Source organism: Dickeya zeae NCPPB 2538, assembly GCF_000406165.1.
GTDB classification, from domain to species: Bacteria; Pseudomonadota; Gammaproteobacteria; order Enterobacterales; family Enterobacteriaceae; genus Dickeya; species Dickeya zeae.
Map to the genome: position 1 here is coordinate 4,520,961 of NZ_CM001977.1, position 20,336 is coordinate 4,541,296.

The following is a 20,336-nucleotide window of genomic DNA, read 5'->3' on the forward strand; positions in this document are numbered from 1 at the left end:
TACCTGATGATGGTTCGCCTCTGGTCTTCTCCCAGAGGCCTTCTTACTGATGATAACTGCTCAATCTTTCCAACAATGGCTGGCTGACGCGCTGCTGGCACCGCAGTATCTGCAATGGCTGTGGCAGGGGTTTCAGGTCACGCTGGGTATTGCGGCGGCGACTGTGGTGCTGGCAACGCTGTCAGGTCTGATACTGGCCGCCGGGCGTGACAGCCGTACGCGGTGGCTACGCTGGCCGGTGATAGCGTATTGCGCGTTGTTTCGTAATACCCCGCTGCTGGTGCAATTGTTTTTCTGGTATTTCGGCGCGGCCCAGTTGCTGCCAGAGGGAGTAATGCAATGGCTTAACCGCCCGCATGTGATTCCGCTGGTGGGGCTGAACATACCGTCGTTTGAGTTCCTGGCCGGGTTGTTTGGCCTGACGCTGTATTCTGCGGCGTTTATCGCTGAAGAAGTGCGTGCCGGTATCGCGGGTGTGGCGCGCGGTCAGAAGTATGCCGCCTGCGCGTTAGGGCTAACCGGCTGGCAGGCGATGCGCTATGTGGTGTTGCCGCAGGCGCTGCGTATCGCCTTGCCGCCGTTACTCGGTCAGTATATGAACGTTGTCAAAAACTCATCGCTGGCGATGGCCATCGGTGTGGCAGAGCTGTCTTACGCCTCCCGGCAGGTGGAAACGGAAACGCTGCGCACCTTTCAGGCGTTTGGCGTTGCCACGGTGCTGTATATCGCGGTGATTGCCCTGATGGAAGGTTGGGGACAGTGGCGTCAACATCGGCAGCCAGTCAGGGGGCATTGAGATGGATTTTTCAATCATTCACGACAATTTTAGCTACCTGATGTGGGGCACCTATCCTGATGGCCCATTGGGGGGCGCAGCGTTGACGTTGGTGCTTAGCCTGATGGCCGGACTGACCTCGGCAACACTGGGAACGGTGCTGGGGGTCGCGCTGGCGATGTTGCGCGGCTGGGCTGGCGGGTTGTTGGCTGTGGTGTTGGGGTTTTTCCGGGCAATTCCGGTGATCATGCTGATCTTTTGGACTTACTTTCTGCTGCCTATCGTGTTTGGTGTCGATATCCCCGAAATCACGACGGTGGTATGTGCACTGGCGCTGATCGCGTCGGCTTATCTGGCACATGGCGTGAAAGCGGGCATCATGGCGATAGGCCTGGGTCAGTGGCAGGCGGGGATGTCGCTCGGGTTAGGGCGCTGGCAAACACTGTGGCACATCGTATTACCGCAGGCACTGCGCATGATGGTGCCATCGTTCATCAATCAGTGGATTTCCCTGATTAAAGATACCTCGCTGGCTTACATTGTCGGTGTCGGTGAGCTGACGTTTCTGGCAACGCAGGTGAATAACCGTAGTATGGTTTACCCGACAGAAGTGTTTCTGTTTATCGCGCTGGTCTATTTTATTTTTTGTCTGACGCTGGATTTGCTGGCTCTGGGGGTCAGTCGGCGTTTTCACGCCGGGCCAAAACCCGCCCGTCGCTGGCTGGTGTGGCGACGGCGGGCAACTGGCGTACCCGAATCCCCATTGCGTGAAGTGGCCTGACGCATCAGTCAGGGCAGGCTTGTGGTAGCGTCAGGGGGCTGTCGTCAACGACCATCCCTTTTCCTGCCACAGCGTGGGTAGCTGTGCCATGTCGTGAAACATCGTCACCAACGGGTGATGGATAGGCGCGTTATGCTCGTCAGCACAGTAGTAGAACACCGGTATACCGGCGGCGATGCCAGCCTGTGTGCCGGAGACGGAATCCTCCACCAGAATGCAGTTTTCCACCGTTACCCCCATCTGTTGTGCGGCATGATGCAATAACGCCGGGTCCGGCTTCCATTTCCCGATATCGTAGCCACTGTACAGGTGCTCGCCAAAAAACGGCAACAAGCCGGTTAACCCGAGTGAATGCTGCATTTTGCTGACCGGACCATTGGAGACGACCGCTTTCGGCGTCCGAAGCGCTGTCAGTACCTCTTTCACGCCAGGGATCGGTTGTAGCGAAAGATCGAAAAGCCGCGCGACCTCCTGACGGAAATGACGCTCCATGTCTTCCACGCAAACCGTCAGACCAAAACGTTCACTGATGCAGTCGATAATGTCGTAGAGCTTCATTCCCTTAAAGGTTTTGATGACTTCATCCAGCGGTAGCTGTACGCCATGGGGAATAAAGATATTAACGTAGGCCTGGCAGCAGATGACTTCGCTGTCGACCAACGTACCGTCACAGTCGAAAAATACGCATTCAATCCGGGACATGGGCATTCCTTATCAGGGGACCAAAACCCTCACTTTACCTGACTGACCGCAGAATGCGATGTTTGCGCAAATCAGCCGATGACGGGTTGTGACTTCTGTAGCGGACAAACGTTTTCCCGTCGTGAAGTAAGGGGAAAACGCAGCGAACAGGCAGGAGATATAGAAAATAGTTATCGCTGGGAAAAAAAAGCCGACGGGTGCGTTAACTGCTCCGTATTTTGGTATAGGATACCGGGCGATTATCTTTCCTTTCTTCTCTTTGGGTCATTTATCATGGATAAATCTCAGTCTGGTTCCGTTGCTGAGCAAGGGCTGTTGGGGCGCGTGTTCAAACTGAAGCAACACGGCACCACCGTTCGTACTGAAACCATTGCCGGGTTCACGACTTTCCTGACGATGGTGTATATCGTTTTCGTTAACCCGCAGATTCTGGGCGCGGCCGGAATGGACACCAAAGCGGTGTTTGTTACCACCTGTCTTATCGCCGCTTTTGGTAGTATTTTCATGGGGTTGCTGGCTAACCTGCCGGTTGCACTGGCACCTGCCATGGGCCTGAACGCCTTTTTCGCGTTCGTTGTGGTCGGCACCATGGGCCTGCCGTGGCAGGTGGCGATGGGCGCTATTTTCTGGGGCTCGGTAGGGTTCCTGTTGTTGACGGTATTCCAGGTTCGCTATTGGATGATCGCCAATATTCCGCTCAGTTTACGCTTGGGTATCGCCAGCGGTATTGGTCTGTTTATCGCCATGATTGGCCTGAAAAACGCTGGGATTATCGTGCCGAACCCGGAAACGCTGGTGTCGGTTGGCAAGCTGACCTCGCACAGCGTGCTGTTGGGTGTGCTGGGCTTTTTCATTATCGTGGTGCTGGCATCGCGCAATATTCATGCGGCGGTGTTGATCTCCATCGCGGTCACCACGCTGCTGGGCGCGTTGTTGGGGGATGTGAAATTCACTGGCGTATTTTCCATGCCGCCGAGCGTCAGCAATGTCGTCGGGCAGGTTGATTTGGCCGGATCGCTGAATATCGGTCTGTCCGGGGTGATTTTCTCTTTCATGCTGGTGAACCTGTTTGACTCGTCCGGCACGCTGATTGGCGTGACTGATAAAGCTGGCCTGGTGGATGCGCGCGGTAAATTCCCGCAGATGAAACAGGCGCTGTATGTGGACAGTATCAGTTCGGTGGTAGGGTCATTTATCGGTACGTCGTCTGTGACCGCCTACATCGAAAGCTCTTCCGGTGTTTCTATCGGTGGCCGTACCGGCCTGACGGCCGTCGTGGTGGGGATATTGTTCCTGTTGGTGATGTTCCTGTCGCCGCTGGCAGGGATGGTACCGGCCTATGCAGCCGCGGGTGCGCTGATTTATGTTGGTGTGCTGATGACGTCCAGTCTGGCCCGCGTCAACTGGGATGATTTGACCGAAGCCGTACCGGCGTTTGTGACCGCCGTGATGATGCCGTTCTCCTTCTCGATCACAGAAGGCATCGCGTTGGGCTTTATATCCTACGCGGTGATGAAAGCGGCAACGGGTCGCTGGCGCGACATCAGCCCGTGTGTGATTGTGGTTGCGATACTGTTCCTGCTGAAGATCGTGTTTATCGACGCCCACTAATTATTTATTCGTGAATCATCCGTGAGCCGGGGTAACCCGGCTCGCTATTGATGATGTCATTGCTCGAATGCTTTCCTGTTATTTCCTTTCCTGTCACATCGCATACTGCGCAGACGCGTTTTCCGTCGCGTGGCTGCTGAGTTTGATATAGCGCCGCGACTGACGTTGTTGCTGGATGATTTCACCGGATTTACGCATGCCGTAAGCCGAGGTGTAATTCCACATCACCAACCGATCAAGACGCGGGGTATGGGCACAAGCCCAGGCCAGATAATCATCGATGTCGCTTATTACTTCCACATCCGGAATATGCCGGGAGCGCAGACGACCCGAGGCGGGATGCAATTTTAGCGATTCCGGCCCCCCGATGTTGAAGCCGGGAATTTTCAGTACCGACTGACGGATGGTGCACAGCTGGGTAGCCGCTTCCAACGGATCTATCTGAGCGTCAATCCAGGCTTTTTCTGCGTGGGTCTGTGTTTGCAGGTGAGGGGGCGTTTCACGACTCCAGACGCGGACAATTTCCACATCCATTCCCACTTTACCTTCTTCGCTCAGCAGGATTGCGATGGTATTTCCTGCGTAGCCAAGGCTGAAGTCGGGGAGATGCGGATCGACAAAACAGGGTCTGCCGTTAGGTGAGACCATTAAAGGTGGAAGTACTGGATAACCGAAAAAATAAAACATCATTTCTGCCAACAGCGCGCGGCTCTTCAGATAACGCTCGCGGCGTTTCACTGAAAAGCTGTGCGTGGATGAAATCAGGTCATCCGATAACCGTTGCAGATCGGGTAACGCTTCCGTGCTTGCCCACCTGACGAAATGACAGGTCATATTCACTCCATGATGCCAACGAAAAAAAACCTGATAATTTTTAGTAGAATAACTGCTCAGTGAAGTTTATTTCCGACGCAAATGGTCAGATAAATATCCGTGCCAAAGAAAAACTGACGGAGAAATCGGCGATAATTATCCTTGTTTGAGCAGAATACGTCAAAAAGCACTTTTTATTAAAACTGATTTTATTTTGCTTGAAACAAAATCGGACTGACATCACATCATGTCAACACAGTGCGGCATGCCCGTGAACGCATCCTGGCATCACGGGCAAATAAAGACTTCAGCGCAGACTGATATCTGCGTGATTCCATGCAGAGCATTGCTGCTTTTCATAAACCTGCTCGGCCAGTGCCTGCGGTGTCACCAGTGTTAATGCCGATGTTGGGCACACACGAACACAGGACGGGCTATCGGCAACGCCGATACACAGGTCGCATTTATGAACTTCACTGCCTGATAGCGAGGGGGCAGATGTCTCGCCGTCGAATGTGGGCGTCACCACGTTGATGGCGCCGAACGGACAGGCGATTACGCAACTTTTACAGCCAATACACCGCGATGAAATTACCTGAATACTATCTTGATGCCGCACCAGCGCATCGTGCGGACAAACGCTGGCGCAGGGGGCGTTTTCACACTGATGGCACAATACTGGTGTACTCACGTTAGCATTTTTTATTACTTTAAGGCGCGGAAAAAAATGCGATTTATTCAATTTTTGTTGGTTGCCACCGGCGTGGGCGACGGCACAGGCAATCTCGCAGGTGCGACAACCAATACATTTGGCGGCGTCTGCGATTACAAACTGATTCATAACCGATTCTCCTGTTGCACCATCGTACTGACCGGCAGTGACATGTCCTGACTCTCAAGCCCCATCACTCGCAGCATACCCTGTGCAGCCTTACGGCCATCCGCGATAGCGGTGACCACCAAATCAGCACCCCGCACCGCGTCGCCACCGGCGAATACCTGCCGATGGCTGGTCTGGCAGGGGTATCTGTTATCAACAGGCGTCGTTGTGATATGGCCCCAGCGGTCCAGCGAGATATGGGCATGTTGTAGCCACGGCATGCTGTGCGTCTGGAACCCAAATGCGGTGATCACCGCGTCTGCAGGCTGCACGAATTCAGAGCCTGGCACGGGTTTGGGCCGACGACGACCGCTGGCGTCCGGTTCACCCATTTCAGTACGAATCAGGCCGACACCGCAAACCGCCCCATCATCGTTCAGGTAAATCTTGAGTGGTTGAACATTGAAGATAAATTCCACGCCTTCTTCACGGGCGTTTTTCACCTCTTTACGTGAGCCCGGCATGTTGGCTTCATCACGCCGATAGGCACAGGTAACGGAGGTCGCACCCTGACGGATCGATGTGCGCAGGCAGTCCATCGCGGTGTCGCCGCCGCCCAGTACCAGTACACGCTTACCTTGCATTGATACATAAGGCTCATTGGGTAAGGCCGGTAACTCCATGACCTGCTTGGTATTGGCTATCAGGAACGGTAGCGCGTCATAGACACCGGGGGCGTCTTCATTCTCCAGACCCGCTTTCATGGAGCGGTAGGTGCCGACGCCAAGGAACAGCGTGTCAAACTCAGCCAGCAACTGCGTCATACTGATATCGGTACCGACTTCGGTATTCAGGCGAAACTCGATCCCCATCGCGCTGAATATTTCCCGACGCCGTGCCAACACCGATTTATCCAGTTTGAAAGCCGGAATACCGAAGGTCAGTAACCCGCCAATTTCAGGGTGCCTGTCAAAGACCACCGCCTGTACGCCGTGGCGTGCCAGTACATCGGCACACGCCAGTCCGGCCGGTCCGGCACCAATGATGGCCGCGCGTTTGCCGGTGGGGGTAACCCGGCTTAGGTCTGGCTGCCAGCCCATGCTCATCGCGGTATCGGTGATATAACGTTCGATATTACCGACAGTGACGGCGCCATAACCCCGGCCCAGCGTACAGGCACCTTCGCATAACCTGTCCTGTGGGCAGACCCGACCGCAGATTTCCGGCAAGCTGCTGGTTCGGTGTGACAACTCGGCGGCATCGAGAATGCGTCCTTCCTGCACCAGTTGCAGTAGCGCGGGAATATTATTGTGCAGTGGGCAGGTCCATTCGCAGATGGCGTTCTGACCACAATGCAGGCAACGGCTGGCTTGATCGTGAGCGTGTTCTGCGTCGAAGCCATGATAGATTTCGTTAAACGTGGCGACCCGTTCTTCCAGCGGTTTTTTGACCGCATCCCGGCGCGGCCAGTGCTTCCGGTTGTCCAGCGGGCGGCACGCCGTGGCGGCAAAGGTGGGAATAGCCCGCGGCGTGCCGGGGATACCGGTTTGCGCCATACGCAATTGCTTTTCCCGACGTTGCTCTTCAAGTGAGTGTTCACTTACAAGATGGAGTGCCTGTGTAGGACAGGCTTCTACACAAGCCTGCCCTTCAGGACGGCCAATACACAGGTCGCATTTGTGCGCGCTGGCACCCTGCGCCTGGTTTTCGACGGAGATGGCACCAAACGGACACGCCAGCACGCAGGTTTTGCAACCAATGCACTTCTCGGCGATCAACTGAATACCGTCCTGTTTTCTGACCAGCGCCTGTGTGGGGCATACTTTTGCACAAGGTGAGTCTTCACAATGGCGGCAGGTGACCGCTGTGTGTTGATCGCCCTGATGATAAACCCTGATTCGGGGGTGAAAATCTTCCCTGTTTTCCGGATAACACCCGTGATTGTGGGAAATCACGCAGGCAATCTCGCAGGCATTACAGCCAATACAATCCTTCGCATTTGCGATAACAAACTGATTCATATCCTCTCCCGACATGTACAGCATGGGTGTGCTTATGACCCGCACACATTTTCAGGCGAGCCCTTATCGAATTAAGTAAGTGTTCACTAACTTAATCGGTGCGGGATGTCTGTTGTGATTACAGGCTGTATGACGTCGGCATTGTCTGCCGGGGCAGAAGAAAAGAGACGAAATCAGTCTGAGCGGGTCACTGAAAAAGTGATTCTGGAAGGGGCCTGGTACCTGTCTCGTCAGGAGAAAAAATAACGATCCCCTCAGTTAATGACGTTTATCCTAACGGCTCGGATCGGCGTAAATCTTGATATAGAACAGATAAAGTGAGGTAAAAATAACCAAAAACTTTCATGCAGTTATCAAAAAAGACGGAAATATCCCCTGACAAGATAAGAAAATGTAAAACCGATGGGTTTTGCAGCAACAGAGGAGTAACAGAAGAGCGGTCGGTAAAAGAAGAGGAGTAACAGACGCATCGGCATCATACCGATGGCGCTTATCCCACCTTTATCACGATGGCGTTTCTTCCTGAGCGGTTGTCATATCATAAAATCTGGCTATGCTTTGTTTATGATAATTAAAGGATATGAGGGAAACGCGAGAGAGCGGTCGCGGCTGAAGAGAAAGTAACGTGCTATATCTGTTTACTGTTTCGCAATGCATTGCGCGGTACGATAAATTTCATAGCAAGATAAGTAATAGATATAAATAAGATTTATTTCTATTTCGATGGGCGCCAATAATATTGCAAGAAATCGTAATTATTGTCTTGTTTTGATGTCTGCGTGATGGTTATCACGAAAAAATATTATATTTCGTGTGCTTATATGCGCGTTATGATGAGTGGCTATCACGTTGAACTCTATTTTTATTGATGATGGGTTTAAGCATAGCTTGCTACCCTTCCATAGAGTGGATTTGTTTTGCGAATAGCAGAATAGCGTTTGCACCGTGAATTGTGGTCTTGCGGGTTGAACATCGCCTGAAAAAAAGCGTCTTAATACTCAACTAAGAAATCTGCGCTATGCTCGTCTGCTAATTGTCAGACAGGTGATATTGTTGATAGTCATACTTCTGTCACTGATTGCTTTTCTACTTATGCTGCGCAAGGACCTAAGGAGTGGTTTCCCCTGACGTGTTTATCCCCAGACTCGATTCTGATGGCGGGACGGCGGTGTTACCAGAGCGTTTAAAATATTATCTCGCCATACCAACAATCATCGATTTAACCTGAGAGTGAATTTTTACATGGCTGATTTTCTACCTTTCTCACGCCCCGCGTTAGGTGAGGAAGAGCTTGCCGCAGTCGAGCAGGTTCTCCGTTCCGGATGGATCACCACTGGCCCTAAAAATCAGGAACTGGAACAACAGTTTGCTGCACTGACCGGCGCGAAACACGCCATTTCTGTGAGTTCTGCGACGGGTGGCATGCATGTCACCCTGATGGCGTTGGGGATTGGCGCTGGCGATGAGGTTATCACACCGTCGTTGACCTGGGTTTCCACCCTGAACATGATCGTGCTGCTCGGTGCTGAACCGGTCATGGTGGATGTGGATCGCGACAATCTGATGGTGACACCGCAAGCGATTGAAGCGGCCATCACTCCCCGTACCAAAGCCATTATCCCGGTTCACTATGCTGGCGCGCCAGCGGATATCGACGCAATTCGAGACATCGGCCGTCGCCACGGCATCCCGGTGATTGAAGATGCGGCCCATGCGGCTGGCACTTACTACCGCGGCCACCACGTCGGTGGCGAAGGTACAGCGATTTTCTCCTTCCATGCCATCAAAAATATGACCTGCGCTGAAGGCGGTCTGGTGGTAACGGATGACGACGAACTGGCCAACCGCATTCGTAGCCTCAAGTTTCACGGTCTGGCGGTCGACGCGTTTGATCGCATGGTGCAGGGCCGTGCGCCGCAGGCGGAAGTCGTGTCGCCGGGCTTCAAATACAACCTGCCGGATATCAGTGCGGCGATTGCGCTGGTGCAACTGAATAAACTGGCCGCCAATAATGCCCGTCGCGAAGCACTGGCTCAGCGCTATCTGCAAAAACTGGCGTCATTGCCATTCCAGCCGCTGTCGCTGCCGTCATGGCCGCATCAGCACGCCTGGCACCTATTTATTATCCGGGTGGATGAAGCGCGCTGTGGTATCGATCGCGACGGTCTGATGCAGGCGCTTAAAGAGCGTAATATTGGCACCGGCTTGCATTTCCGCGCGGCGCATACCCAGAAATATTACCGTGAACGTTTCACCAACCTGCATCTGCCGAATACCGACTGGAACTCAGCGCGTATCTGCTCCCTGCCGCTGTTCCCGGATATGCATGACGAGGATGTGGACAGAGTGGTAGAGGCGTTAACTGAACTGGCGGGGAAACGCTAATGTCAGACATGGAAGCAATTAATAAAGTCTCGGTGGTGATTCCGGTTTTCAACGAACAGGAAAGCCTGCCGGAACTGATTCGTCGTACTACCACCGCCTGTGAGCAATTGAGTCAGGATTATGAAATCCTGCTGGTAGATGACGGCAGTAGCGACAATTCTGCCGCAATGCTGACCGAAGCCGCGCAGGCACCGGGCAGCCATGTGGTGGCGGTAATCCTCAATCGTAACTACGGCCAACATTCGGCGATCATGGCGGGATTCAGTCATGTATCGGGTGACCTTATCATCACGCTGGATGCCGACTTGCAAAACCCGCCGGAAGAAATTCCCCGACTGGTGAGCACGGCGGAGCAAGGGTATGACGTGGTGGGCACCATCCGTGAGAATCGTCAGGACAGTTGGTTTCGCAAAACCGCGTCTCGCATGATCAATCACCTGATTCAGCGCACTACCGGCAAGGCGATGAACGACTATGGCTGCATGCTGCGCGCCTATCGCCGCCATATCATCGACGCGATGCTGCACTGCCATGAACGCAGTACCTTTATCCCGATTCTCGCTAATACCTTTGCCCGTCGTACTACTGAAATTTTGGTGCGCCATTCTGAGCGTGAATTTGGTGATTCCAAATACAGCTTCATGAAACTGATTAACCTGATGTACGACCTGGTGACCTGCCTGACGACGACGCCGCTGCGTTTGCTGAGCGTGGTGGGCAGCGTCATTGCGATTTCCGGTTTCGCGCTGGCGCTGTTGTTGATTCTGATGCGTCTGTTTTTCGGCGCAGCCTGGGCCGCGGACGGTGTGTTTACACTGTTTGCCGTTCTGTTTTCCTTTATCGGTGCCCAGTTCGTCGGCATGGGGCTACTTGGGGAATATATCGGACGAATCTACAACGATGTTCGCGCGCGTCCCCGCTATTTTATTCAACATATTGTTGGCAATGATCCACGATTTTCTGAACAGGACAATGAAGAATGAAAGCAGTTGTTTTTGCCTATCATGATTTTGGCTGCGTGGGACTCCGCGCGTTGGTGGCTGCGGGTTATACCGTAGAAGCGGTATTTACCCATGCGGATAATCCCGCGGAAAATCAGTTTTTTGGATCGGTAGCCCGTACCGCAGCGGAACTGGGTATCCCGGTATTCGCGCCGGAAGACGTCAATCACCCGCTGTGGGTGGAGCGCATCGCCGCGATGTCGCCGGACGTGATTTTCTCCTTCTATTATCGCCACCTGCTGAGCGACGCTATTTTGCAAAGCGCAGCGCATGGCGCGTACAACCTGCATGGTTCGCTGCTGCCGCGTTATCGTGGCCGTGCGCCGCTGAACTGGGCGCTGGTCAACGGCGAAACCGAAACGGGTGTCACCCTGCACCGTATGGTCGCGCGTGCTGATGCCGGTAATATCGTGGCGCAACAGCGTGTGGCCATCGATGAAAGCGATACCGCGCTGAGCCTGCACCATAAGCTGCGTGACGTCGCCAGCCAGTTGCTGAAAGATAGCCTGCCGGCTATCGCGGCGGGTAAAGCGAATGATATTCCGCAGGATGAAAGCCAGGCTACCTATGTGGGCCGCCGTACTCCGGAAGATGGTCGTATCGAATGGCAGAAACCGGCACGTGCGCTGTACAACCTGGTGCGTGCGGTGACTGAGCCGTGGCCGGGCGCGTTTAGCTTTGTCGGTACCACCAAGTTCATTATCTGGCAGGCGAAAGTGCGTACTGACTTTGCCGCCGCTAAACCGGGCACCGTGCTGAGCACGTCACCGCTGGTGGTGGCTTGTGGTAACGACGCGCTGGAGATCGTGACCGGCCAGGGAGATAACGGTATTTATCTGCAAGGCGCGCAACTGGCCCAGAGCCTGGGTCTGGTGACGGGCGCTATCCTCAACAACTCACCGGTGGTGAGCGTGAAGCGCCGTACTCGCGTGCTGATCCTCGGGGTGAATGGCTTTATCGGTAACCACCTGACCGAGCGTCTGTTGCAGGAAGATAACTATGAAGTGTTCGGTCTGGACATCAGCTCCGATGCTATCGAACGTTTCCTCGGCAACCCGCGTTTCCACTTCGTGGAAGGGGACATCAGCATTCACTCTGAGTGGATTGAATATCACATCAAGAAATGCGACGTGGTACTGCCGCTGGTGGCGATTGCCACACCTATCGAATATACCCGCAACCCGTTGCGTGTGTTCGAGCTGGATTTCGAAGAAAACCTGAAAACCATTCGTGACTGCGTGAAGTACAAAAAACGCATCATTTTCCCGTCCACTTCTGAAGTGTACGGCATGTGTACCGATCCGGTATTCGACGAAGACAACTCTAACCTGATCGTCGGGCCTATCAACAAACAGCGCTGGATTTACTCGGTATCTAAACAGCTGTTGGACCGTGTTATCTGGGCTTACGGCGAAAAAGAAGGGCTGCGTTTCACCCTGTTCCGTCCGTTCAACTGGATGGGGCCGCGTCTGGATAACCTGAATGCTGCGCGTATCGGCAGTTCTCGCGCTATCACGCAGTTGATCCTGAACCTGGTGGAAGGCTCGCCTATCAAGCTGGTTGATGGTGGTCGTCAGAAACGTTGCTTTACCGACATCAAAGACGGTATCGAGGCGCTGTTCCGCATCATCGAGAATAAAGACGGCGTGTGTGATGGTCAGATCATCAACATCGGTAACCCGGAAAACGAAGCGAGCATTCGCCAACTGGCGGAAATGCTGCTGGAGAGCTTCGAGAAGCATCCGCTGCGTAACCAGTTCCCTCCGTTCGCCGGTTTCCGTGAAGTAGAAAGCAGCAGCTACTACGGTAAAGGCTATCAGGATGTGGAGCATCGTAAGCCCAGCATCCGCAATGCCAAGCGCCTGTTGCACTGGCAGCCGACCATCGAGATGGAAAAAACCGTGGCTGAAACGCTGGACTTCTTCCTCCAGACTGTTGAAACCGGTCAATTCAGTCGGGACGGCGAATGAGAAAAGTAGGGTTACGGATCGACGTTGATACCTGGCGCGGCACGCGGGTGGGGGTCCCCCGCCTGCTGGAGTTGCTGGACGTCTATGGCGTTCGGGCCAGCTTTTTCTTCAGTGTCGGTCCCGACAACATGGGGCGCCATCTCTGGCGCCTGATCCGCCCGGTATTTTTGTGGAAGATGCTGCGCTCACGCGCAGCATCGCTGTATGGCTGGGATATCCTGCTGGCGGGTACCGCCTGGCCGGGCCGGGTGATTGGCCGTGGTCTGCCGGACCCGATTGTTGCTGCATCCCGGCAACATGAAGTCGGGTTACACGCCTGGGATCATTTCGCCTGGCAAACCTGGGCCGGGGTGTGGGATCAAGCCAAAATGGAACAACAGATCAAGCTTGCCTACGACGCGTTGCAGTCGATTACCGGCGAACCGGTCATCTGTTCCGCGGTGGCAGGCTGGCGTGCGGATCAAACCGCCGTCGAAGCCAAACAGCGATTTGGCTTTCACTACAACAGCGATTGTCGCGGCACCGCACCGTTTCGCCCGTTACTTAACGACGGCAGCACCGGTACGGTACAGATTCCGGTCACGTTGCCCACCTGGGATGAAGCGGTCGGCCGGGAAACCAATGCCGCTGATTTCAATCGCTATATTCTGGATAAAATCCATCAGGATCAGGGTACTCCGGTCTATACCATCCATGCCGAAGTGGAAGGTATTGTGATGAGCGATCAGTTCAGCGAGTTGCTGGCGCTGGCGGAGCAGGAAGGCATTCGCTTTTGTCCGCTCAGTGAATTGCTGCCGGATGATACCACTACGTTGCCGGTCGGACGCGTGGTGCGGGGTTCTCTCGCCGGACGCGATGGCTGGTTGGGATGTCAGCAGACCGTGGAGGCGGCCTGATGAAATACGCACGTCAAACAACGCTATGGCTGGCGTTGTTACTGCTCTACTACTTTATTCCCCTCAATGGCCGTCTGTTATGGCAACCGGATGAAACCCGTTATGCGGAGATCAGCCGGGAAATGCTGGCGGGCGGCAACTGGATTGCCCCACATTTTCTGGGTATTCGCTATTTTGAAAAACCGATCGCCGGTTACTGGGTGAATAACATCGGCCAGTGGCTGCTGGGAGACAATAACGCCGGTGTGCGTGCCGGTTCGGTGTTTTCCATCTTGCTGACGGCAGGACTGATTTACTGGCTGACGCAGCGGTTGTGGCAGCAGCGGCGAACCTCGCTGCTGGCAATGGCTATCTACCTGAGCTGTTTTTTGGTCTATGGCATCGGTACCTATGCGGTGCTCGACCCCATCGTCACCCTGTGGCTGGCGGCGGCGATGTGCAGTTTCTGGGGCGCTGCACAGGCCAGCACTCGCAGCAGTAAAGTCGGCGGTTACCTGCTACTGGGCGTAGTGTGCGGCATGGGCTTCATGACCAAGGGCTTTCTGGCGTTGGCGGTGCCGGTGATTGCTGTGCTGCCGTGGGTGACGCTGGAGCGGCGCTGGAAAGAGGTGCTGCTGTACGGTCCGCTAGCGATTATCAGTGCGGTAGTGGTGTCATTACCGTGGGCGTTGGCGATAGCGCGCCAGGAGCCGGATTTCTGGCACTATTTCTTCTGGATCGAGCACATTCAGCGTTTTGCCGATTCTAAGAATGCTCAGCATAAAGCGCCGTTCTGGTACTACCTGCCGGTGTTGGTTGCGGGGGTATTGCCGTGGCTGGCTTTGCTACCGTCGTCATTGCTACAGGGGTGGCGCGAGCGGCGTCAGCAGAGTGGTGCATTTTATCTGTTAGGTTGGGTGGTGATGCCATTTCTGTTTTTCAGCATCGCCAAAGGAAAACTGCCGACCTACATTCTGCCTTGTTTCGCACCACTGGCGATTCTGATGGCCCGGCGTGCCACCACGCTGCTTAGCCCGAAGATGCTCACCGTCAACGGCTGGATCAATCTGGCGTTTGGTGTGCTGTGTGCGTTGATTGTTGTACTGGTACTGGCCCCCTGGGGGCTGTCGCATCGTCCGCTTTATCAACCTCAGGAAGGCGCCAAGGTGGCGTTGGGCGTTATAGCGTTTTTGTTCTGGGGTTTGATCGGTTGGTGGACGTCGCGTCAGGCGGCAACGCGCTGGCATTGGGCGGCGGTTTGCCCGCTGGGTATTGCGTTGCTGGTTGGCATGGCGATCCCGCAGCGGGTGATGGAGAGTAAGCATCCGCAGTGGTTCCTGCGTGCACCGGAGGTGGCGTCTCACCTGGCAGAGAGTCGTTACATTCTGGCCAACAGTGTGGGTATCGCGTCGGCTGCCGCCTGGGAACAAAAGCGCAGTGACATTCTGATGTACGATAATCAGGGGGAGCTGGAGTACGGCTTGTCGTATCCAGACAGCGCGGATCGCATGGTGTCTGCCAGCGAATTTGCCGACTGGCTGGCGGCGCATCGCCGTGAAGGTAATGTCTCGTTGGTGTTGATATTCTCTTCGGCAACTGATCCGATCACCGGATTACCACCCGCGGATTACACTGAGCGTAAAGGGCGAATCGCCTTATTGTGGTATCGCCAGCAATGATTAATTACCTGCTGATTTTGCTGGTCAGTTTGTTGACCTGCGCCGGTCAGCTTAGCCAAAAACAGGCCGCCAGCTGGCAGAGCGGCGGCCGTTCACGTCGCGCCCATATTCTGTTATGGATGGGGGTAAGCCTGCTGTTGCTGGGGGTGGCAATGCTGCTGTGGCTGGCAGTGCTGCAACGTGTGGCGGTGAGCGTGGCGTATCCGATGCTGAGCCTGAATTTCATTCTGGTTGCACTGGCCGCGCGCTGGCTATGGCGGGAAGCCATCAGCCTGCGGCAGTGGGCTGGCATCGCGCTGATTGTTATCGGTGTCATCTTGATGGGAGGGAGCGCGTGAAAGGCTATGGATGGGCGTTGTTGAGCGTGTTATTGGTGAGCGCAGCACAGTTGTCGATGAAATGGGGAATGTCTCAGCTTCCCTCACTGACGGAACCGTTGCCGTTTATGTTCGCCATGATGGTATTACCGATCGCGGCAGCGGCGGTACTGCTGGGGTTGGCGGCGTATGCATTCTCAATGCTGAGCTGGTTTAACGCCTTACGTTTTTTGCCGCTAAGCCGGGCTTACCCACTGCTGAGCCTCAGCTATGTGCTGGTATGGGGACTGGCGGTGGCGATGCCTATCTTCCCTGATACGTTTAGTACCGGCAAGCTGATGGCTATCGCGCTGATTATTGTCGGTGTATGGCTGGTGTGCAGCCGACAAGCCTCGCGTCTGGACGACGAGTCCTGATGTCTTACTGATATGACGATGCGGGAAAGCGGTGTTTTCTCTTTCCCGTTTCTCACTTCCCGGTTATCGTTTCCCATTTGATTGACTGGGATCTTCTTATGACCTTACATATCCGTTGGGCGGTGCAGCAGGATTCCGCCACCATTCTGAATTTTATCCGTGAGCTGGCAGAGTACGAGAAAGCGCTGCATGAGGTGAAGACCAATCAGCAGGAAATTGAGCAAACGCTGTTTGGTGAAGGCGCGTCTACCGAAGCACTGATCTGCGAATGGAACGGCGAGCCGATCGGGTTTGCGGTGTTTTTCAGTAGTTACTCCACCTGGCTTGGGCGCAACGGTATTTATCTGGAAGATTTATATGTTTCGCCACATTATCGTGGCTATGGCGCGGGTAAAGCGTTGTTGAAATATATTGCGCGTCTGGCGGTTGAGCGCGGTTGCGGGCGGCTGGAATGGAGTGTGCTGGACTGGAATCAGCCCGCCATCGATTTCTATGACAGTCTGGGGGCTGCCCCACAAAACGAGTGGATCCGCTACCGTCTGGAAGGCGACAGCCTGAAACAGGCGGCACAGGAATAGCCTGAGTTATGCGTTGCGGAAAAAAACAGGCGGCGGAAAACCCGCTGCCTGCCGAGGGTAAAGGGACAGGGCCTGGACACAGGAAATGCATCCCTGTCATACCGGGTGTAACTAGTAACCAACGGTAAAACGCTGACGGATGTGTTGCGGTTTTTCCACTTCATCCACTAATGCAATGGCGTAGTCTGCGAAAGAGATGCTGCTGCCGTGTTCGTTGGTCAGCAGGTCGTCTTTACCAAGACGGAATGTGCCGGTACGTTCACCGGGGATGAACATCATCGATGGCGACAGGAACGTCCAGTCCAGGTCCGTAACGGTTTTCAGCAGATCGAGAAAATCAGCGCCCTTGGTGGCTTCTGCCTTGTAAGCCTCTGGAAAGCCGGGTTGATCCACCAGACGCTGACCCGGTGCGACCAACAAACTACCGGCACCACCGACCACCAGATAGCGTTTCACCCCAGCAGCGCGCACGGCGTCGATAAGAATCTGCGGATCGCTGCTGGTAAAATGTACCGAACTGATAACCGCGTCATGACCTGCCAGCAGTGCCGTTAGCCCGGCCACATCGAATACATCCCCTTTTTTAGCCGTAACGCCGGGCAGCGAGGCGATATTTTCCGGATGACGGGCGATCGCGGTGACTTGGTGACCACGCTCAGACAGCTCGTTTAGAATCTGTGAACCCGCGTTACCAGAAGCGCCGATCAGTGCAATATGAGCCATGTTCCATTCCTTATAGTCTTCATTAGGGGAAAGGTCTATTATGTAGACCATTGGGAGGGATTATGCGCAAAGCCCGATCGCTGCGCAAGAAGTCACCCGTGTGTTATCTGGTCATCAAGAGCTGACTATTGTGGAGTGTGTGATGCCGAAAACCGTTGCTGAAAAAGATGTCTTTGTCTTTGAACAGGCTTGTCCGATACGCGATGTGCTGGATCGCATTGGTGATCAGTGGAGTCTGCTGGTGTTAGAAACCCTGAGTGATGGCACGTTACGTTTTAATGAATTGATGCGTCGTATTGGCGATATCTCCAAGCAAATGCTCTCCAAGACATTGAAATTACTGGAGCAGGACGGATTTGTCAGGCGTACGATCTATGCTGAAGTACCGCCTCGGGTGGAATACCAGCTTACCGAGCTTGGGCGTTCTTTTTTACAACCCATGAAGATGTTAGTGGAATGGGCGGATGCGCATCACCGTACGATTTGTGAAGCGCGCAAAATCTATGAGCAAAAAACGGATAACGCCTGACATCAACGGGCAGCTGAGCGCCCGTGCGATAATTGCCAATGCTGCTGGCATGTAATCGATAGTAAGACCATACGATTGCTATTCAGGCGGTAGCGGCCTTGCGCTGCTCTGCAAGGCCGCGTCTGATACAAGCAGGGGGTTAGACCGCTTCTGTCGTGACTTTGATTTCACCGCGCGCCAGTTGGTCACGCTCCATGGATTCAAACAGCGCTTTGAAGTTACCTTCGCCAAAGCCCTCGTCGCCGTCCCGCTCGATAAATTCAAAAAACAAAGGGCCGATAAGGGTTTCTGAGAAAATCTGCAACAGTAGCTTTTTCTGCCCGTTATGGGTGTTGCCATCCAGCAAAATACCGCGTTTTTGCAGCGCGACGATATCCCGGCCATGACCAGGCAGGCGCTCTTCCACCATCTGGTAATAGGTATCGGATGGTGCGGTCATCAGCGGTAATCCTGCCTGACGCAGTTGATCGAGCGTCGTCAGAATATCATCGGTTTGCATCGCGATATGTTGGATCCCTTCGCCATTAAACCGACGCAAAAACTCCTGGATTTGCCCATTGCTGCCTTCGGCTTCTTCATTCAGCGGAATACGAATTTTTCCGTCTGGTGCGACCATGGCTTTTGAGTGCAAACCGGTGTATTCGCCTGCAATATCAAAATAACGAATTTGCTGGAAATTAAATATCCGGCTATAGAATTCAGACCAGTAATCCATTCTTCCCTGATAGACATTATTAGTCAGGTGGTCAATGGTGTGCAGCCCAAATCCTTTCGGATTTTTTTCCACACCGGGAATAAATGAAAATTCGATATCAAAGATATCGATATCTGAATGATATTTCTCGATGAAGTAGATTTTTGAGCCACCAATACCTTCAATCGCCGGTACCTGAATTTCACCCGGGTTAGCGGCCTGCTCTGCGGGCCTGGCACCGGACAACAGCGCCTGTTCATACGCCTGATGCGCATCCTTGACATAAAACCCCATACCGCAGGCTCCTGCACCGTGTTCCTGTAAAAAGGTTCGCGGAAAACCGGTGGCAGTATTATTCACAAGGAAGTTGATATTATTTTGTCGAAAGAGAGAAATGGCGCGATGGCGATGGTGTGCAACACAGGTAAACCCGAGCGAAGCGAATAATGTCGATAGCGCTTCCGGATTATCGGTAACAAATTCGATAAAAGCAAATCCATTTAAATTTAGCGGGTTGGCTAATAAATTAGTCATACTATTTCCTTTGTCCATAAAGGAGGTGGTTGAAATAAAAAAGACGGGCTTATTAAGGTGAATAATAGCGCCATTATTCATTCATGGATAACAATTTTTTCTTATTAAAATCACAGTAAATAAATTCGAAGTAGTTTCATTTATTAATAATTATTCATTAGCGCATCGGTAGTCATTGCATATGCTCCGGCGCGATGAAAAATAATAGATTGGCCCAAATATTGCGATAAATGACCTTTGGGCCACTGCTGATGATGTGGTTTTTTAAGCAGAATGACGGTAGTGCGCCATGTTTGTCTTAAAAAGAGGAATACCGCTATGAACATTACCCAGATCAGAAATGCGACGCTCAAAATTGGCTTTGCCGGTAAAACGTTTCTCATCGACCCGATGCTGGCTGACAAAGGCGCTTATCCCGGTTTCGAGGGGACGCTGAACAGCCATTTGCGTAACCCGTTGGTGGACCTGCCTGTCACGCTGGAGGCGCTATTTGCCGGTGTGGATGCGGTGATTGTTACCCACACACATCTTGATCACTGGGATGAGGTTGCCGCTACCCGGCTGCCGAAATCATTACCGATATTTACCCAGCATGAGCACGATCAAAGCCTGATTCGGGCCGCCGGGTTTGGCGATGTCCGGTTGTTGAGCGAGCAGAGTACTTTTTGCGATATCACGCTGAGTAAAACACCGGGTCAGCATGGCAGTGATGCCATTATGGAAAAACTGGGGGACAGGCTGGGCCAGGTGTGTGGTGTGGTACTGCGTCATCCACAGGAAAAAACGCTGTATCTGGCAGGCGATACCGTCTGGAATGCGGACGTGGCGGAAAATCTACGTCGCTATGTGCCGGAAGTGATTGTGCTTAACTGCGGCGATGCGCAAATTGTCGGTCTGGAGTCAATCATCATGAACCAGCAGGATGTGCTGAGCGTGGCGCAGTACGCGCCGAATGCGACCCTCATCGCCAGCCATATGGAGGCGGTTAACCATTCGGCGTTGAGTCGTGAGGCTCTGGCGGATTTTGTGCAGCAACATGGCGTGTCGGGTCGGGTATTGATTCCGGCCGATGGCGAGTCCTGTATGCTGTAGCCGGTATACAAAATGGGCAG

Annotated in this window: 20 protein-coding genes; 14 read left to right on the forward strand and 6 right to left on the reverse strand. The window is 53.7% G+C overall.

The features are described from left to right. Nucleotides 1-49: 49 nt before the first annotated feature. Together DZE2538_RS19850 and DZE2538_RS19855 are read left to right on the forward strand one after the other, a co-directional pair. Nucleotides 50-796, forward strand: coding sequence for an amino acid ABC transporter permease (locus DZE2538_RS19850; protein ID WP_019844266.1), 747 nt, complete (start codon nucleotides 50-52; stop codon nucleotides 794-796). A gap of 1 nt (nucleotide 797) precedes the next feature. Beyond that, entirely contained in the window at nucleotides 798-1,556 is a 759-nt protein-coding gene (locus DZE2538_RS19855) for an amino acid ABC transporter permease (RefSeq protein WP_038917059.1), read from the forward strand. Nucleotides 1,557-1,586: 30 nt separating this feature from the next. Here DZE2538_RS19855 and yieH read toward each other — a convergent pair whose 3' ends face one another. Beyond that, on the reverse strand, nucleotides 1,587-2,258 hold the full coding sequence (gene yieH, locus DZE2538_RS19860; protein ID WP_023641133.1) for a 6-phosphogluconate phosphatase: 672 nt from the start codon (nucleotides 2,256-2,258) through the stop codon (nucleotides 1,587-1,589). Nucleotides 2,259-2,531: 273 nt separating this feature from the next. On the opposite strand from yieH, the gene DZE2538_RS19865 reads away from it, so the two are divergent. After that, nucleotides 2,532-3,869, forward strand: a complete 1,338-nt coding sequence (locus DZE2538_RS19865; protein ID WP_023641134.1) for an NCS2 family permease — start codon at nucleotides 2,532-2,534, stop codon at nucleotides 3,867-3,869. Between the two features lie 93 nt (nucleotides 3,870-3,962). On the opposite strand, the gene DZE2538_RS19870 is transcribed toward DZE2538_RS19865, so the two are convergent. From DZE2538_RS19870 to aegA, 3 genes are all read right to left on the reverse strand, one after another. After that, nucleotides 3,963-4,703 carry a 4'-phosphopantetheinyl transferase family protein gene (locus DZE2538_RS19870; RefSeq protein ID WP_019844262.1) on the reverse strand — a complete coding sequence of 247 codons (741 nt, stop codon included), beginning with the start codon at nucleotides 4,701-4,703 and terminating at the stop codon, nucleotides 3,963-3,965. Between the two features lie 286 nt (nucleotides 4,704-4,989). Further along, entirely contained in the window at nucleotides 4,990-5,523 is a 534-nt protein-coding gene (locus DZE2538_RS19875) for a 4Fe-4S dicluster domain-containing protein (RefSeq protein WP_038917060.1), read from the reverse strand. Then, nucleotides 5,520-7,523 carry a formate-dependent uric acid utilization protein AegA gene (gene aegA, locus DZE2538_RS19880; protein WP_038917061.1) on the reverse strand — a complete coding sequence of 668 codons (2,004 nt, stop codon included), beginning with the start codon at nucleotides 7,521-7,523 and terminating at the stop codon, nucleotides 5,520-5,522. The genes DZE2538_RS19875 and aegA overlap by 4 nt, the downstream gene beginning before the upstream one ends. 114 nt (nucleotides 7,524-7,637) lie before the next feature. Here aegA and DZE2538_RS21390 point away from each other — a divergent pair, with 114 nt between their 5' ends. From DZE2538_RS21390 to DZE2538_RS19920, 9 genes are all read left to right on the forward strand, one after another. Beyond that, on the forward strand, nucleotides 7,638-7,769 hold the full coding sequence (locus DZE2538_RS21390) for a hypothetical protein (RefSeq protein ID WP_264084700.1): 132 nt from the start codon (nucleotides 7,638-7,640) through the stop codon (nucleotides 7,767-7,769). 996 nt (nucleotides 7,770-8,765) lie between these two features. Continuing rightward, nucleotides 8,766-9,908 (forward strand): UDP-4-amino-4-deoxy-L-arabinose aminotransferase, encoded by a 1,143-nt coding sequence (gene arnB, locus DZE2538_RS19885; RefSeq protein ID WP_023641136.1) that lies wholly within the window; start codon nucleotides 8,766-8,768, stop codon nucleotides 9,906-9,908. Beyond that, nucleotides 9,908-10,891 carry an undecaprenyl-phosphate 4-deoxy-4-formamido-L-arabinose transferase gene (gene arnC, locus DZE2538_RS19890; RefSeq protein WP_012886790.1) on the forward strand — a complete coding sequence of 328 codons (984 nt, stop codon included), beginning with the start codon at nucleotides 9,908-9,910 and terminating at the stop codon, nucleotides 10,889-10,891. Before arnB ends, arnC begins: the two co-directional genes overlap by 1 nt. Then, entirely contained in the window at nucleotides 10,888-12,879 is a 1,992-nt protein-coding gene (gene arnA, locus DZE2538_RS19895) for a bifunctional UDP-4-amino-4-deoxy-L-arabinose formyltransferase/UDP-glucuronic acid oxidase ArnA (RefSeq protein WP_012886791.1), read from the forward strand. Before arnC ends, arnA begins: the two co-directional genes overlap by 4 nt. Then, entirely contained in the window at nucleotides 12,876-13,775 is a 900-nt protein-coding gene (gene arnD, locus DZE2538_RS19900) for a 4-deoxy-4-formamido-L-arabinose-phosphoundecaprenol deformylase (RefSeq protein ID WP_038917062.1), read from the forward strand. Before arnA ends, arnD begins: the two co-directional genes overlap by 4 nt. Beyond that, a complete protein-coding gene (gene arnT, locus DZE2538_RS19905) occupies nucleotides 13,775-15,433 on the forward strand; it encodes a lipid IV(A) 4-amino-4-deoxy-L-arabinosyltransferase (protein WP_038917063.1) in 1,659 nt (552 codons plus the stop codon). Before arnD ends, arnT begins: the two co-directional genes overlap by 1 nt. Next, nucleotides 15,430-15,771 carry a 4-amino-4-deoxy-L-arabinose-phosphoundecaprenol flippase subunit ArnE gene (gene arnE / locus DZE2538_RS19910; protein WP_019844254.1) on the forward strand — a complete coding sequence of 114 codons (342 nt, stop codon included), beginning with the start codon at nucleotides 15,430-15,432 and terminating at the stop codon, nucleotides 15,769-15,771. Before arnT ends, arnE begins: the two co-directional genes overlap by 4 nt. After that, nucleotides 15,768-16,166: a 4-amino-4-deoxy-L-arabinose-phosphoundecaprenol flippase subunit ArnF gene (arnF, locus tag DZE2538_RS19915; RefSeq protein WP_038914941.1), complete on the forward strand. Its 399-nt coding sequence runs from the start codon at nucleotides 15,768-15,770 to the stop codon at nucleotides 16,164-16,166. The genes arnE and arnF overlap by 4 nt, the downstream gene beginning before the upstream one ends. A gap of 98 nt (nucleotides 16,167-16,264) precedes the next feature. Then, nucleotides 16,265-16,744, forward strand: a complete 480-nt coding sequence (locus DZE2538_RS19920; protein WP_019844252.1) for a GNAT family N-acetyltransferase — start codon at nucleotides 16,265-16,267, stop codon at nucleotides 16,742-16,744. A gap of 111 nt (nucleotides 16,745-16,855) precedes the next feature. On the opposite strand, the gene DZE2538_RS19925 is transcribed toward DZE2538_RS19920, so the two are convergent. Further along, nucleotides 16,856-17,467, reverse strand: a complete 612-nt coding sequence (locus DZE2538_RS19925) for an NAD(P)-dependent oxidoreductase (protein WP_038917064.1) — start codon at nucleotides 17,465-17,467, stop codon at nucleotides 16,856-16,858. Between the two features lie 142 nt (nucleotides 17,468-17,609). On the opposite strand from DZE2538_RS19925, the gene DZE2538_RS19930 reads away from it, so the two are divergent. Then, a complete protein-coding gene (locus DZE2538_RS19930) occupies nucleotides 17,610-17,996 on the forward strand; it encodes a winged helix-turn-helix transcriptional regulator (RefSeq protein ID WP_026357865.1) in 387 nt (128 codons plus the stop codon). A gap of 139 nt (nucleotides 17,997-18,135) precedes the next feature. Here DZE2538_RS19930 and hppD read toward each other — a convergent pair whose 3' ends face one another. Beyond that, entirely contained in the window at nucleotides 18,136-19,224 is a 1,089-nt protein-coding gene (gene hppD / locus DZE2538_RS19935; protein WP_038917065.1) for a 4-hydroxyphenylpyruvate dioxygenase, read from the reverse strand. Between the two features lie 318 nt (nucleotides 19,225-19,542). Here hppD and DZE2538_RS19940 point away from each other — a divergent pair, with 318 nt between their 5' ends. Continuing rightward, nucleotides 19,543-20,316 (forward strand): MBL fold metallo-hydrolase, encoded by a 774-nt coding sequence (locus DZE2538_RS19940; protein ID WP_038917066.1) that lies wholly within the window; start codon nucleotides 19,543-19,545, stop codon nucleotides 20,314-20,316. Nucleotides 20,317-20,336 lie beyond the last annotated feature (20 nt).

What these genes read in the sequence shown, in the direction of transcription:
- DZE2538_RS19850 (WP_019844266.1), top strand. Translation starts at nt 50, where the DNA reads ATGATAACTGCTCAATCTTTCCAACAATGGCTGGCTGACGCGCTGCTG.
- DZE2538_RS19855 (WP_038917059.1), top strand. Translation starts at nt 798, where the DNA reads ATGGATTTTTCAATCATTCACGACAATTTTAGCTACCTGATGTGGGGC.
- yieH (WP_023641133.1), bottom strand. Translation starts at nt 2,258, where the DNA reads ATGTCCCGGATTGAATGCGTATTTTTCGACTGTGACGGTACGTTGGTC.
- DZE2538_RS19865 (WP_023641134.1), top strand. Translation starts at nt 2,532, where the DNA reads ATGGATAAATCTCAGTCTGGTTCCGTTGCTGAGCAAGGGCTGTTGGGG.
- DZE2538_RS19870 (WP_019844262.1), bottom strand. Translation starts at nt 4,703, where the DNA reads ATGACCTGTCATTTCGTCAGGTGGGCAAGCACGGAAGCGTTACCCGAT.
- DZE2538_RS19875 (WP_038917060.1), bottom strand. Translation starts at nt 5,523, where the DNA reads ATGAATCAGTTTGTAATCGCAGACGCCGCCAAATGTATTGGTTGTCGC.
- aegA (WP_038917061.1), bottom strand. Translation starts at nt 7,523, where the DNA reads ATGAATCAGTTTGTTATCGCAAATGCGAAGGATTGTATTGGCTGTAAT.
- arnB (WP_023641136.1), top strand. Translation starts at nt 8,766, where the DNA reads ATGGCTGATTTTCTACCTTTCTCACGCCCCGCGTTAGGTGAGGAAGAG.
- arnC (WP_012886790.1), top strand. Translation starts at nt 9,908, where the DNA reads ATGTCAGACATGGAAGCAATTAATAAAGTCTCGGTGGTGATTCCGGTT.
- arnA (WP_012886791.1), top strand. Translation starts at nt 10,888, where the DNA reads ATGAAAGCAGTTGTTTTTGCCTATCATGATTTTGGCTGCGTGGGACTC.
- arnD (WP_038917062.1), top strand. Translation starts at nt 12,876, where the DNA reads ATGAGAAAAGTAGGGTTACGGATCGACGTTGATACCTGGCGCGGCACG.
- arnT (WP_038917063.1), top strand. Translation starts at nt 13,775, where the DNA reads ATGAAATACGCACGTCAAACAACGCTATGGCTGGCGTTGTTACTGCTC.
- arnE (WP_019844254.1), top strand. Translation starts at nt 15,430, where the DNA reads ATGATTAATTACCTGCTGATTTTGCTGGTCAGTTTGTTGACCTGCGCC.
- DZE2538_RS19920 (WP_019844252.1), top strand. Translation starts at nt 16,265, where the DNA reads ATGACCTTACATATCCGTTGGGCGGTGCAGCAGGATTCCGCCACCATT.
- DZE2538_RS19925 (WP_038917064.1), bottom strand. Translation starts at nt 17,467, where the DNA reads ATGGCTCATATTGCACTGATCGGCGCTTCTGGTAACGCGGGTTCACAG.
- DZE2538_RS19930 (WP_026357865.1), top strand. Translation starts at nt 17,610, where the DNA reads ATGCCGAAAACCGTTGCTGAAAAAGATGTCTTTGTCTTTGAACAGGCT.
- hppD (WP_038917065.1), bottom strand. Translation starts at nt 19,224, where the DNA reads ATGACTAATTTATTAGCCAACCCGCTAAATTTAAATGGATTTGCTTTT.
- DZE2538_RS19940 (WP_038917066.1), top strand. Translation starts at nt 19,543, where the DNA reads ATGAACATTACCCAGATCAGAAATGCGACGCTCAAAATTGGCTTTGCC.